At 67.6% G+C, this 12087-nt stretch carries 14 protein-coding genes; 4 read left to right on the top strand and 10 right to left on the bottom strand.

Annotated elements, in window-relative coordinates; all coding sequences use genetic code 11:
- Window positions 1-10 precede the first annotated feature (10 nt).
- Window positions 11-1123: an ATP phosphoribosyltransferase regulatory subunit gene (locus K3181_RS11105; RefSeq protein WP_221603171.1), complete on the top strand. Its 1113-nt coding sequence runs from the start codon at window positions 11-13 to the stop codon at window positions 1121-1123.
- On the opposite strand, the gene K3181_RS11100 is transcribed toward K3181_RS11105, so the two are convergent.
- From K3181_RS11100 to K3181_RS11075, 6 genes are all read right to left on the bottom strand, one after another.
- Window positions 1120-1725 (bottom strand): glutathione S-transferase, encoded by a 606-nt coding sequence (locus tag K3181_RS11100; protein ID WP_221603170.1) that lies wholly within the window; start codon window positions 1723-1725, stop codon window positions 1120-1122. The genes K3181_RS11105 and K3181_RS11100 overlap by 4 nt on opposite strands.
- Entirely contained in the window at window positions 1718-2668 is a 951-nt protein-coding gene (gene trhO, locus K3181_RS11095; protein WP_221603169.1) for an oxygen-dependent tRNA uridine(34) hydroxylase TrhO, read from the bottom strand. Before trhO ends, K3181_RS11100 begins: the two co-directional genes overlap by 8 nt.
- Before the next feature lie 94 nt (window positions 2669-2762).
- Window positions 2763-3008, bottom strand: coding sequence for a hypothetical protein (locus K3181_RS11090; protein WP_247715077.1), 246 nt, complete (start codon window positions 3006-3008; stop codon window positions 2763-2765).
- 7 nt (window positions 3009-3015) lie between these two features.
- The gene (locus K3181_RS11085) at window positions 3016-3705 is read right to left on the bottom strand and encodes a hypothetical protein (protein WP_221603167.1); all 690 of its coding nucleotides are present in this window, start codon (window positions 3703-3705) and stop codon (window positions 3016-3018) included.
- Window positions 3706-4012: 307 nt separating this feature from the next.
- Entirely contained in the window at window positions 4013-5107 is a 1095-nt protein-coding gene (locus K3181_RS11080) for a DUF5694 domain-containing protein (RefSeq protein WP_221603166.1), read from the bottom strand.
- A gap of 71 nt (window positions 5108-5178) precedes the next feature.
- Window positions 5179-5997: an aldo/keto reductase gene (locus tag K3181_RS11075; RefSeq protein WP_221603165.1), complete on the bottom strand. Its 819-nt coding sequence runs from the start codon at window positions 5995-5997 to the stop codon at window positions 5179-5181.
- 182 nt (window positions 5998-6179) lie between these two features.
- On the opposite strand from K3181_RS11075, the gene K3181_RS11070 reads away from it, so the two are divergent.
- Together K3181_RS11070 and K3181_RS11065 are read left to right on the top strand one after the other, a co-directional pair.
- The gene (locus K3181_RS11070; RefSeq protein ID WP_221603164.1) at window positions 6180-7469 is read left to right on the top strand and encodes an adenylosuccinate synthase; all 1290 of its coding nucleotides are present in this window, start codon (window positions 6180-6182) and stop codon (window positions 7467-7469) included.
- Window positions 7470-7498: 29 nt separating this feature from the next.
- Window positions 7499-8011: a L,D-transpeptidase family protein gene (locus K3181_RS11065; protein ID WP_221603163.1), complete on the top strand. Its 513-nt coding sequence runs from the start codon at window positions 7499-7501 to the stop codon at window positions 8009-8011.
- Here K3181_RS11065 and K3181_RS11060 read toward each other — a convergent pair.
- Window positions 8008-8382, bottom strand: coding sequence for a DUF6768 family protein (locus tag K3181_RS11060; protein WP_221603162.1), 375 nt, complete (start codon window positions 8380-8382; stop codon window positions 8008-8010). The two genes, K3181_RS11065 and K3181_RS11060, sit on opposite strands and share 4 nt — an antisense overlap.
- Window positions 8379-8939 (bottom strand): RNA polymerase sigma factor, encoded by a 561-nt coding sequence (locus K3181_RS11055; protein ID WP_221603161.1) that lies wholly within the window; start codon window positions 8937-8939, stop codon window positions 8379-8381. Before K3181_RS11055 ends, K3181_RS11060 begins: the two co-directional genes overlap by 4 nt.
- Window positions 8940-9061: 122 nt before the next feature.
- Between K3181_RS11055 and K3181_RS11050 the strand changes: the two genes are divergently transcribed.
- Complete coding sequence (locus K3181_RS11050; RefSeq protein WP_221603160.1) at window positions 9062-10030, top strand: MarR family transcriptional regulator; 969 nt, start codon at window positions 9062-9064, stop codon at window positions 10028-10030.
- Here the strand turns inward: K3181_RS11050 and K3181_RS11045 are convergent.
- Together K3181_RS11045 and lysA are read right to left on the bottom strand one after the other, a co-directional pair.
- The gene (locus K3181_RS11045; RefSeq protein WP_221603159.1) at window positions 10027-10797 is read right to left on the bottom strand and encodes a precorrin-2 dehydrogenase/sirohydrochlorin ferrochelatase family protein; all 771 of its coding nucleotides are present in this window, start codon (window positions 10795-10797) and stop codon (window positions 10027-10029) included. The genes K3181_RS11050 and K3181_RS11045 overlap by 4 nt on opposite strands.
- Window positions 10798-10809: 12 nt before the next feature.
- A complete protein-coding gene (gene lysA, locus K3181_RS11040; RefSeq protein WP_221603158.1) occupies window positions 10810-12072 on the bottom strand; it encodes a diaminopimelate decarboxylase in 1263 nt (420 codons plus the stop codon).
- Between the last annotated feature and the right edge of the window lie 15 nt (window positions 12073-12087).

Genomic DNA, 12087 nt, shown 5'->3' with positions numbered 1-12087 from the left:
GCGCGGCACGATGACCACATCTGACGACCTCCTGCCCGTCGGCCTCGAAGACGCTCTTCCCGAGCGGGCCCGCGCGATCACCCGCGCCATGCGCGCCGTGCTCGATGCGATGGACGCGCATGGCTACGACCGCGTACGCCCGCCGCTGGTCGAATTCGAACGCTCGCTGGCCGGGCGCATGGCCGGCGTCGCGACGCGGCGGATGGTGCGCTTCACCGACCCCGACAGCCTGCGCACGCTGGCGCTGCGCAGCGACATGACCGTGCAGGTCGGACGCATCGCCGCGACCGGCATGGCCGGCGCGCCGCGCCCGTTGCGGCTATGCTATGCGGGCGATGTCGCGCTGCTCCGCGCCGACCAGCTCGACCCTGCGCGCCAGCGGCTGCAGATGGGCGCCGAACTGATCGGCGCCGACAGCGTCGCGGCGGCCAGCGAGGTTGTCTCGGTCGCGATCGATGCGCTCAAGGCGGCAGGAGTCGCCAAGATCTCGGTCGACTTCACGCTGCCCGACCTCCTCGATGCGCTCGTGGTCGACGCGATGCCGCTCGATCCCGAGCAGCGCGAGGCGGTGCGGCGCGAACTCGACACCAAGGATGCCGGCGGGCTGCGCGATGCCGGCGGCGAGGCCTATCTCCCGCTGCTCTATGCAACCGGCCCCTTCGGCGAGGCGATCGACAAACTCGCGGAGATCGATGCGGGCGGGGCGCTAGCCAGCCGGATCGTGGGCCTGCGCGAGATCGCTGCAGCCATCGGCGACCGCGCGCGCGTCACGCTCGACCCGACCGAACGCCACGGCTTCGAATACCAGAGCTGGTTCGGCTTCACGCTTTATGGAGAGGGTGCGCGGCGCGCGCTGGGCCGGGGCGGGACCTATACGATCAAGGGCAGCGACGAACCGGCGACCGGCTTCTCGCTCTATATCGATCCGCTGCTCGAGGCGCTCGGCAAGATCGCCGCAGACAGGCGCGACACGCTGTTCCTGCCGCTGGGCCATGACCGCGATGCGGCGGCGCGACTGCGCGGGATCGGCTGGCGGACCATCGCCGCCGTGGCGGAGAGCGACGATGCGCGCGCGCTGGGCTGCACGCATGCGCTCGACGGCAAGGAGCCGAAACCGCTCTAGGCGCTCCGCCATTGCGGGTGCTTGTGCATCACCTCGGCAAACAGCTCCGAACCGGTCAGCCCGGCGAGCCAGGCCTGCAGGCGCGGCAGGTCCTGCGCATCGAACCAGTCGCGGTCGGCATTGGCGAACTGGCGGATGAAGGGAAAGATCGCGATGTCGGCGAAGCCGCGCGCGTCGCCGCAGAGATAGTCGCTTTCGCCGAGGCGATCCTCCAGCCGCCTCAGGATTTCCAGCGCCGCTGCGCGGTGCTGCGCCGGGTCAACATCATCGTAGCGGGTGGCGTATTTGTAGCGGTCGAGATGGTGCTTGAAGGGGCCGTCATTGGCTGCGAGCAACGCCGCATCCTCGCGCGCGAGCCAGTCTTCGGGATCGCTCTGACCGAGCGCCCAGCGCATGATGTCGAGGCTCTCCTCGAGCACAGCGCCGTCTTCGGTCACCAGCACCGGCACGGTGCCCTTGGGCGAGACCTCGAGCATCTCCGCAGGCTTGTCGCGCAGCACCACCTCGCGGTGCTCGTAGCGCGCGCCGCTCACGCTCAGCGCCATGCGGGCGCGCATCGCATAGGGGCAGCGGCGAAAGCTGTAGAGGACGGCCTCAGCCATCGGCCCCGGCGTCGTCCTTGCGTCCCACATGCTCCGCCCCGCGCGCCTCGGCGAGCATTTCCTGCCGCTGGCGTTCGGCATAGCGGGCGCGCTGTTCCTCGCTGCGTTCGCCGTGACAGCGGTGGCAGGAGACGCCTTCCTCGTAATGCTCGTGCGCCATGTCCTCGGCGCTGAGCGGGCGGCGACAGGCGCGACACAAGGCATGGTCGCCGAGCTTCAGCCCATGACCCACGCTCACCCGCTCGTCGAAGACGAAGCACTCGCCGCGCCACCGGCTCTCATCCTCGGGCACGTGTTCGAGGTAGTTCAGGATGCCGCCCTTGAGGTGGTAGACCTCCTCCACTCCCTCGGCGCGCGCGAAGGCGGTCGACTTCTCGCAGCGGATGCCGCCGGTGCAGAACATGGCGATCTTCGGCGTGCGGCCCTCTGCCTCGAGCGCTGCGCGCTGCGCACGAAACCAGTCGGGAAATTCGCGGAAGCTCTTGGTCTCGGGATCGATCGCGCCCTCGAAGGTCCCGATCTGGACCTCGTAATCGTTGCGCGTGTCGATCAGGATCGTGTCGGGATCGGAGATTAGCGTATTCCAGTCCTCGGGCGCGACATAGGTGCCGACGCCCGCCAGCGGGTCGAGATCGGGCTGGCCCATGGTGACGATCTCCTTCTTCAGCCGCACCTTGGTGCGGTGGAAGGGCATCGCCTCGGCGCGCGATTCCTTGACCTCGATCTCCGCGCAGCCGGGGAGGGCGCGGACATGGGCGAGCACGGCATCGATGCCCGCGTCCGACCCGGCGATGGTGCCGTTGATCCCCTCGCGCGCGAGCAGCAGCGTGCCGCGCACGCCGGCGCCTTCCATGCAGGCGAGGAGATCCGGCTTGAGGGCGGCAGGATCGTCGAACCGCGCGAACTGGTAGAGCGCGGCGATACGGATGGGCTGGGCAGACATTTCGCCGCGCCCTTAGCAGCGGTGTGATCAACATGCATCCCTGCTCAGCAGCGGTGGATGGTAAGCACATCGTCCCCAGCACGGCTTGGTCCTGTTAGCCGGTCGGGTCGTCCCATTCTTCGTCGTCGTCGCTGTCCGAGGCTTGATCCTCGGCAATGTCATCCGCGGCGCCAGCAGCGTCGTAGTCGTCGACGGTAGCTTCCATCGCGTCGCCGGCGGCTTCCATGTTGGCTTCGGTCTCGGCAGCCGCGGACTCCGCGGTCGCTTCGGCAGCATCCTCCGTGGCTTCGCTACATGCTGCCAAACCCAACACGCAGGCTGCGGCTACGACCAACTTCAAATTGCTCCTACTCATCGTGGTTTTCCTCCTGATCACAAGCGCTTCTCACATCGAGGAAGGTTCGCGCTTTCCAAGCCTTGTCCTTGTCCTTCTCATTCTTCCATCCGAACCACCGACCTGCACCACTCGGTTTGAAAATGTCAGTCGCCACGCGTATCCAGTTCGCCTTGCTGCAGCTCATCAAGAAGGTGGCGACCACCAAGTCGGTCTCGCCGGGCTCGATCTTGTATTCGACACGCCGGTCAAAGGTCCGATGGATGGGCCATAGCAATTCTGCTTGATTGAATTGGGGCTTGTGGCTTTTGCCTGAGCGCTTCGCGGCCCAGTAATCGTCGCCCTTCTTGGCATTCAGCAGGTCGTAGCGATAGGCATCGCCTCGGACGAGTTGCAGGCGGCTTTTGAGATGATCGACGACAAGCTCGCGTTGCCCCAAATTGTGAACCTTTACGTGCGCTTCGACTGCGATGAGCCCATCACCAAGCGGAACCGCGGATACTTCTTGCGAAACATCGGCGTGCGGCATGCCCTTGCGTTCGAGGAAGAACCAGTAACCTGTGGTGGCGAGGGCAACCAGGGTGAGCAGCGCTTGCGCATAGCGTGCGCGTTTTTCCGACACCTCAATTGTTCGAAAACCCAGAACAAGCAGTGCCAGAAACAACAAGGTCGCAAGCAGGAAAAAAGTAGATTCCCCGTTCATGGGGCATTAATCTAGAGCACTACTTTGAAAAACGCAATATTGCTTGAAAAATCGACGCTTTCTCGCGTGCGAGCTTTGTTCGGACCTGCAGGGCGGTTCGTTCCATGGTGGTTTATGGTCTCGCGTCTCTTCACCTTTCTGGGATTTCAATAGGTCACCGGAGCCGCAACTGGCACTCGGTGAGGCGGTGAGGACAAGGCGGAGATCGTCGAACTGCACGAACTGGTAGAGCGCGGCGCTCCGGATGGGGGCAGCGACATGATAGCACCCCGTTGACACTCCGGGTCGCTCGGGGTGCCCCTCGATGTCAGTCCCCGGCCTCGCCTGCCAGTACCGCCTCGGTATCGACCAGTTCGACATCGCTCGTCATGCCGAGGTAGCGCTCGTAATAGGGCTTGTGCGAGGAACCGACGATGGCCAGCACGCGGCGGCCGGCGCCGATCACCTGCCGGAGGTTGGCGACCATGCGCAGATTGCGGGTCTCCCAATAGGCGAGATATTTGCGGCCGGTATTGCCGGGGTGGCGGGCGCCCGCGGCGGCGGCGAAATCGCTGCGCATCGCGAGCCGCGCCTCGCTGTTGCGGTTCATCAGGCGATACCATTCGAGCACCGACAGCGTGCCCGCTTCGAGCTGCTTGTTCCAGGCCTCGGAAGCGGCATGGCGCTCGGCGGTCGCGGGATTGTCCCACGCGGCGCGGATCTCGCGCGCATAGAGGTCCTCGTCCTCGATCGGCCCGGTGGCGATGTCGCCGGTATGGTCGTCGACCGGATAGACGCGTTCGTGGCCGAGCCGGGCGGCGAGATGCGCCGCGATCAGGCTCGATTCGTTGCGGCGGGACAGGCGCTTGTCGAGTTGCGCGGCAAGTTTTGCGGTCAGCGGGCCCTCGGCGTGGCGCTCGGTTTCGGGCAGGCGGAGCCACTGGACCAGCGCCGAATCGGGTTCGCCCACCGCGAGGAACAGCGCGGCCAGACGCCGCCGCTGCGCCGGCGCCCGCTCGACAGCACTGTCGCTCAGCACGGTGCGCAACTCGCGGTCCGCCTCGGGCCCCGACAGGCCGAGTGCGGCGCGCGCGGGTTCGGGATCGGGGCAATAGTTCTCCGCTGTCTCGGGATAGGCATGCGCATAGGCGCGCAGGTAATCGCATTGCGGCCCGTCGAGATTCTCGATCGCGATGGCCTCGGGCTGCCAATCGGCGAGCCGGTCGATCAGCGGGGCGAAACGGCTGCGGTCGAAATCCTCGGGCAGCGCGCTGAGATGCGCGGTGCCGAGCACCAGCACCTCGCTCAGATCGCCCCGCTCGCGTGCGGCTGCGTCGACGATGGCGACCGGGTCGGCCGGTTCGGCTGCGGTCTGCGCGGGCGCCGCTGCGGCTACGAGCAGGCTGGCGAAAAGCAGGGGCATGACACTCTCCGTTTTTCGGAGGAGTGTCATGCCTATGTAATACAGTCAATGCTCGGCAAGCGGGCTTTCGTTCAGCCGTTGAAGGCGGCCGGATCGGGCCCGAGACGTCCGTCGTCGGTATCGAGCGCGTCGATCCGCGCCATCTGCTCCTCGCTCAGTTCGAAGGAGAGCGCGGAGAAATTCTGCTCGATATGATCGCGGCTGGTCGACTTGGGTATCGGACACAGCCCGTGCTGGATGTGCCAGCGCAGCACGACCGCGCTGGCCGGACGCCCCAGTTCGCCCGCGATGTCGCGGATCGTGCTCGCATCCATGCCGCCACCCTGGCCGAGCGGCGACCAGCTCTGCGTGATGATCCCCATCTCGTCATGCACCTTGCGGAGCTCGCGCTGCTGGAAGCTGGGGTGCAGTTCGACCTGGTTGAGCGCGGGGGTAACGCCGGTCTCGTCGACAATCCGCTTCAGATCTTCCTCGCGGAAATTGGACACGCCGATCGACTTCGCCTTGCCCTGGTCGCGCAGTTCGATCAGCGCTTTCCAGGTCTCGACGAACAGGTCGTTGCCCGGGCAGGGCCAGTGGATCAGCAGCATGTCGACATGCTCGCGGCCGAGCCGCTCGAGACACTTGTCGGCCGCCTTCAGCGTGCGGTCGTAGCCCTGGCTCTCGTTCCAGATCTTGGTCTGCAGGAAGATGTCCGACCGATCGCCCAATCCCTTCCCGACCCCGCGCTCGTTGCCGTAGATGGCGGCGGTATCGACCAGCGCATAGCCGGTCTCGAGCGCGGTCTCGACGGCCTTGGGTGCCGTCTCCTCCTCGATCTGCCAGGTGCCGAAGCCGAGCTGCGGAATCCGGCGGCCATCGTTGAGGGCGAGAGTGGGGTAATCGGTCATGGGATCTCCTTTGCCCTATCAATGATGCAGTGCAGCATTGTTTCCTTGGCTTGACTGCCAACCCGCAGGCTCCTACCTCGCGCCCCGCATTTGAAGCGGCAGACCCGCTTCTCCATTCCATCCCTTGGTCGAGTCCTGTCGAAGGACCTTGTGGATCCCCTGGCAGGGGAAAAGGCGTAATCATGGCAAATGTGACCGTAATCGGTGCCCAGTGGGGCGATGAGGGCAAGGGCAAGATCGTCGACTGGCTCGCCAGCCGCGCCGATGCCGTCGTGCGCTTCCAGGGCGGGCACAATGCCGGCCATACGCTCGTCGTCGGCGATAAGACCTACAAGCTCTCGCTGCTCCCCTCGGGCATTGTCACGGGTACGCTCAGCATCGTCGGCAACGGCGTCGTGCTCGATCCCTGGCATCTCAAGGCCGAGGTCGAGAAGCTCGAAGGCCAGGGCGTCGAGATCAATCCCGACAATTTCGCCGTGGCCGACAATTGCCCGCTGATCCTGCCGATCCACCGCGATCTCGACGGGCTGCGCGAGGCCGCTGCAGGCTCGGGCAAGATCGGCACCACCGGGCGCGGCATCGGCCCGGCCTACGAGGACAAGGTCGGTCGCCGCGCGATCCGCGTCTGCGACCTAGCGCATCTCGACCATCTCGAACCGCAGCTCGACCGGCTCTGCGCGCATCACGATGCGCTGCGCGCCGGTTTCGACCAGCCGCCGATCGACCGCGAGGAACTGCTCGCCCAGCTGCGCGAGATCGCACCCTTCGTGCTGCAGTTCGCGCAGCCGGTGTGGAAACGCCTCAAGAAGGTCCGCAAGGCGGGCGCCAAGATCCTGTTCGAGGGCGCGCAGGGCGTGCTGCTCGACATCGACCACGGCACCTATCCCTTCGTCACCAGCTCGAACACCGTCAGCGGCACCGCGGCGGCGGGCAGCGGGCTCGGCCCCAATGCGACCGGCTATGTGCTCGGCATCGTCAAGGCCTACACCACGCGCGTCGGCAGCGGGCCCTTCCCGACCGAGCTCGAGGACGAAGTGGGCAAGGGCATCGGCGAGCGCGGCCACGAATTCGGTACCGTCACCGGGCGCCAGCGCCGCGTCGGCTGGTTCGATGCCGTGCTGGTGCGCCAGACCTGCGCTATCAGCGGCGTCACCGGCATCGCGCTCACCAAGATCGACGTGCTCGACGGGCTCGACGAGGTGAAGATCTGCACCGGCTATCGCCTCCACGGCAAGATCATGGACTATTTCCCCAGCCACGCCGCCGATCAGGCCGCGGTCGAGCCGATCTACGAGTCCATGCCGGGGTGGAAGGAATCGACCGCCGGCGCGCGCAGCTATGCCGACCTGCCCGCCAATGCGGTGAAGTACATCCAGCGCGTGCAGGAACTGATCGAAACGCCCGTGGCGCTGGTCTCCACCAGCCCGCAGCGCGAGGACACGATCCTGATGCGCGATCCGTTCATGGATTGATGAGAAATGCGCGCTATGGTGCCCGCACCATGCGCGCTCTCGCCCTTTCGCTGGTTCTCCTGTTCGCGGCCTGCCTGCAGCCGGCACCGAGTGCGCAGGCGCAGCAGGCGCGCGCGGGCGAGCGGGCCGATTTCGTGCTGATCGACAAGTCCGATCGCAGGCTCTGGCTCTACCAGGGCGGCAAGGTCATCCGCGCCTATACCGGCCTGCAGTTCGGCGACCAGCCGATCGGCCACAAGCGCTTCCAGGGCGACGAGCGTACGCCGGAAGGGCGCTATCGCATCTCCTACGGCAATCCGCAGTCGAGCTATTACCTCAGCCTGCATATCGACTATCCCAACGCCGCGGACCGGGCCTATGCCAAGGCGCGCGGGCGCTCGCCGGGCGGGCTGATCTTCATCCACGGCCAGCCCAACGGCCTTGCTTTCGACGAACGGATCCCGGGCGACTGGACCGACGGCTGCATCGCCATGTCGAATGCGGAGATCGAGGAGCTGTGGAGCCTCGTGCCCGACGGCACGCCGATCGAGATCCGGCCCTAGCGCCCGCGCTCTTCCAGCATCGCCACCTGCAGTTGCAGGCGTTTCACCTCGCGCAGCACGCTGAGCAGGTTCATCCGCGAGTAGAACCATTCCTTGATGAAGCCCTGCATGATCAGCAGGCCGAGCGTCACGAAGCCCCACCACAGCGCCTGGTCGAGGCCCGGTGCGGTAATGAAGCGATAGCCGCAATAGACCAGGGCGATCCCGATCGGGACGGCGAAGACGAAGATCAGCTTGGCCCAGCCGCCCAGCGGCCCGGCGAGCACGTCGCCCATCTGGCTGAACATGCCGCGCCCTTCGTCGAGGCCGGCGAGGAAGGCCTTGTCGTCGGCGTCGAGCGCGCCGCGAATACGGTCGTCGATATCGGTCATGTGTCGTCTCCTGTGAGCACCGCCTTCAGCTTGCGGCGGGCATGGAAGAGGCGCGTCTTGGCGGTGCCCAGCGGCACCTCCTGCACCTCGGCGATCTCGGCGAGGGTGAGGCCCTCGACGAAGAACAGTTGCGCGGCGAGCCGCTGGTCGGGCGGCAGCGCGGCGAAGGCCTGGCGGATGGCCACCGCCTCCTCCGCCGATGCGGGCAGGGCGGGCTCGTGCGCGCTCTCGCCGCTCCGCGCCCTTTCCGCCTGCGCCCTGCGGATGCGATCGGCACAGCGCCGCCGCAAGATACCGAAGGCCCAGGGGGCGAAGCGCGCGGGATCGCGCAGGCTGCCGATCCCGCGCAGGATCGACAGCCACGCCTCCTGCACCGCGGCGAGCGCCGCCTCGTCCTCGGCGAGCAGCCGCCGTGCGGTCCGCGCGAGCCGTGGTTGCCAGCGCGCCGCCAGCCGCTCGCCCGCGCGCCGGTCGCCCGACTGCACCAGCGTGACGAGCAGCTCGTCATAGATCCGCGCCGAAGCGGGTGGTCCGGCCGTGCTGCCCGTCGTTGTCATGATGCGATAGTCGCAGCAGCGGGCCGAAAGGTTCAATCGCCCGTGGCCATTTTGCCCCACTTCTTGACCTGTCCGCTTTTTGTTCTCATCATGTTCCGTATCGGAGCAAGGAGTGCGAGTCGATGCAGGCGGATTTCGAGTATGAGCCGGCGCGCGATGCGTCGGGGTGCCAGCTGTCGGTCACCGTCCTCGCGGATCGCGACCATGTGCGGGCGGAAATGCGCGAGGATGCGCTCGCCGCCGGGTTTCGCCTGCGCGATTGCTGCAGCCTCGAGGAATATGCGCAGGGGCCGCTGGCCGCGCTGGGCGACCTCGTGCTGGTCGATTGCGCAGAGGCGAGCGCCGACGCGCTGGCGCTGCTCTCGCGGCTCGACATGCGCGGGGGCAAGGCGGGGGCGCAACTGGTGGTCTCGACCACCATGGGCGCGCTCGACGACGTGTTCGGTTGTTTCTCGATGTCTGCGCCGCAGATCCTCGTCGATCCCGCGCGCGCCGAACGGGTGATCGCCATCGGCCGCGTGCTCGCGCGGATTCCCAATTTGCGGCTGCGCGAAATGGGCGAGGAAGATCGGCTGATGCTGCTGCGGCTGACCGAACAGGTCGGTCGGATCGCCGAGCGGCTGGAGCGGCTTTCGCCCGGCCAGCGCGAAGGCGGCGGCGCCTTCCGGCTCGAGACGCCATCGCCGGGATGGCGCGGCGAAGGGCAGGATTACGCGGTGTCGGGCAAGGACGAGCGGCCGCGGCTGCCCGATGCGGCGACGATCCGCCAACTGATCAAGGCGCGCCAGGCGCGGATGCGTTTCTTCGATGCCGAACTGTTCGCCGATCCCGCCTGGGACATATTGCTCGATCTCGCCGCCGCGCGGGCGGAGCGCAAGCAGGTCTGCGTGACCTCGCTGTGCATTGCCGCGGGCGTGCCGGCGACAACCGCGCTGCGCTGGATCGGGCAGATGGTCGAGGCCGATTTGCTGGTGCGCGTGTCCGACCCGCACGACCGCCGCCGCGCCTATATCGCGCTCGCCGACAATACCGCCGATGCGCTGGCGCGCTATTTCGCCGAGGTCGGCGCGAGCGAACTGGCGGTGGTCTAGGGCTTCCGCTGCAGGATCACGGTCAGCCCGCTGGCGGGCGGATCGGCAGGCAGCGGCAGGCGCGTCGCATCGGCGCGCGCGCGGACCAGCAGCGCTTCGGGGACGTCCGGATCGTGCAGCACGGTATCGGCCATGCCCAGCGCGCGTGCCTGGCGCAAAGTCAGATCGTCCGGATCGTCGCTGGCGAGGGTGACATCGAGCACCTCGCCATCGCGCGCCGCGCTGCGTCCAGCGAGCCAACGGTCGACCACGTCGTTATCCTGCTCGTCGAAGGGGTCGAGCGCGCCGCCCTGCCGCAGGGCCTCGTCGAGCGCGCGGCGGCGGGCATCGGCCTGCGGGAAGCGCGCGCGGATGGTCTCGCGTGCCGCCTCGAGCGCACGCGCGAGCGCGCCAAGCCCTTGCGGCAGCAGCGCTTCGAGCCGCAGCCTGACATGCTTGGCGAGCCCCGCAGACGCCCCGCCGGTGCTCACCGCCACCAGCACCGGGTCGCGGTCGAGCACGCTCGGCAGGGTGAAGTCGCACAGCTCGGGGCGGTCGGCGACATTGACCAGGAGCCCGGCGCGCTTGAGCCGCAGCGCGGCGGCCTCCGCCGCGCGCGGGTCCTCCAGCGCGACGAAGCCGAGCCGCGCGTGATGCGCCTCGGTCTCGGCGCAGGGAATTCCGCCCGCGCGCGTCACCAGCCGCGCCTTGGCCGCCGCCATCTCGCCGCTGCCGACCACCACGACGCGCTCCCTCGCGATCCGGTGGAAGAGCGGCAGGCTATGCATGGCTCTTGGGCATCAGGCGAGCCACTCCGGCACGCGCTCGGCATCCATGATCGCCGAGGCCGCGATGCGGTCGGCGACGACGGCATGGCGGTCGCCATCGACCAGCACTTCGGCGACGAAGCCGCGCGAATTGTAGGACGAGGCCATGGTCGCGCCATAGGCGCCCGCGGTGCGGAACACCGCGAGATCGCCGGCGACCAGCGCGTCGCAGTTGCGGTCCATGGCGAAAGTGTCGCCGGTCTCGCAGATCGGGCCGACGATATGCGCGGTCATCCGCTCGCCGCTGGGTTCGACCGCGTCGAAATCGTGCCACGCGCCATACATGGCGGGCCGGGCGAGGTCGTTCATCGCCGCGTCGACCACCACGAAGGGTGGGCCGTTGCCGCTGCGCTTGGCGCGGATCACGCGGGTCAGCAGCACGCCGGCATTGCCCGCGATGACGCGGCCGGGTTCGAACATCAGCCGCACGTCCCAGTCCCTGGTGACGCGCGCGACCATGGCGCCGTACTCGGCCGGGGCGGGCAGTTCCTCGCCCGCCTTGTAGGGCACGCCGAGCCCGCCGCCGAGGTCGGCATGCGTCACGCTGCAACCCGCAGCGCGTAGCTCTGCGATCAGCGCGCCGACCTTGCCGAAGGCGGTCTCGAGCGGTTCGAGATCGGCCAGCTGGCTGCCGATATGCACCGCGACGCCGCGCATATCGAGGCCGTCTTCCTCCGCCAGCCGGGCGTAGATCTCTGCCGCGCGGTCGAGAGGCACGCCGAACTTGTTCTCGCGCTTGCCGGTCGAGATCTTCTCATGCGTGCGCGCATCGACATCCGGGTTGACCCGCAGCGCGCAGGCCGCGCGCTTGCCATGCCGCGCGGCGATGGCGGCGAGTTCGTAGCCCTCTTCCTCGCTCTCGATGTTGAACTGGCCGATATCGGCCTCGAGCCCCTGGAGCAGCTCGGCATGCGTCTTGCCGACACCCGAGAAGACGATGTCCTCCGGCTTCATCCCCGCCGCCAGCGCGCGGGTCAGCTCGCCGCCCGAGACGACATCGGCGCCATAGCCCTCGTTGGCGAGCACCTTGAGCACGGCGAGATTGGGATTGGCCTTAACCGCGAAGGCGATATGCGGATTGTCGAGCGCGCCGAGCGCCTCGCGGAACACGCGTGCATGCCGCTCGAGCGTGGCGCGCGAATAGATGTAGACGGGCGTGCCGACCTCTTGCGCGATGCGCGGCAGCGGCACGTCCTCGGCGTGGAGCACGCCGTCCCTGAGCTGGAAATGGTCCATGGCTGCCGCCTCTGC

The organism is Qipengyuania mesophila, assembly GCF_019711655.1.
GTDB classification, from domain to species: domain Bacteria; phylum Pseudomonadota; class Alphaproteobacteria; order Sphingomonadales; family Sphingomonadaceae; genus Qipengyuania; species Qipengyuania mesophila.
Note: the sequence above shows the minus strand (reverse complement) of the source record. Positions and strands in the feature narration are given on the sequence as shown.

Excerpts from the sequence above, each read along its gene's own strand:
- K3181_RS11100 (WP_221603170.1), bottom strand. The coding sequence starts at position 1,725 with ATGGCTGAGGCCGTCCTCTACAGCTTTCGCCGCTGCCCCTATGCGATG.
- K3181_RS11045 (WP_221603159.1), bottom strand. The coding sequence starts at position 10,797 with ATGCATAGCCTGCCGCTCTTCCACCGGATCGCGAGGGAGCGCGTCGTG.
- K3181_RS11080 (WP_221603166.1), bottom strand. The coding sequence starts at position 5,107 with ATGCCCCTGCTTTTCGCCAGCCTGCTCGTAGCCGCAGCGGCGCCCGCG.
- K3181_RS11065 (WP_221603163.1), top strand. The coding sequence starts at position 7,499 with ATGCGCGCTCTCGCCCTTTCGCTGGTTCTCCTGTTCGCGGCCTGCCTG.
- lysA (WP_221603158.1), bottom strand. The coding sequence starts at position 12,072 with ATGGACCATTTCCAGCTCAGGGACGGCGTGCTCCACGCCGAGGACGTG.
- K3181_RS11105 (WP_221603171.1), top strand. The coding sequence starts at position 11 with ATGACCACATCTGACGACCTCCTGCCCGTCGGCCTCGAAGACGCTCTT.
- K3181_RS11060 (WP_221603162.1), bottom strand. The coding sequence starts at position 8,382 with ATGACCGATATCGACGACCGTATTCGCGGCGCGCTCGACGCCGACGAC.
- K3181_RS11055 (WP_221603161.1), bottom strand. The coding sequence starts at position 8,939 with ATGACAACGACGGGCAGCACGGCCGGACCACCCGCTTCGGCGCGGATC.
- K3181_RS11075 (WP_221603165.1), bottom strand. The coding sequence starts at position 5,997 with ATGACCGATTACCCCACTCTCGCCCTCAACGATGGCCGCCGGATTCCG.
- K3181_RS11050 (WP_221603160.1), top strand. The coding sequence starts at position 9,062 with ATGCAGGCGGATTTCGAGTATGAGCCGGCGCGCGATGCGTCGGGGTGC.
- K3181_RS11085 (WP_221603167.1), bottom strand. The coding sequence starts at position 3,705 with ATGAACGGGGAATCTACTTTTTTCCTGCTTGCGACCTTGTTGTTTCTG.
- K3181_RS11070 (WP_221603164.1), top strand. The coding sequence starts at position 6,180 with ATGGCAAATGTGACCGTAATCGGTGCCCAGTGGGGCGATGAGGGCAAG.
- trhO (WP_221603169.1), bottom strand. The coding sequence starts at position 2,668 with ATGTCTGCCCAGCCCATCCGTATCGCCGCGCTCTACCAGTTCGCGCGG.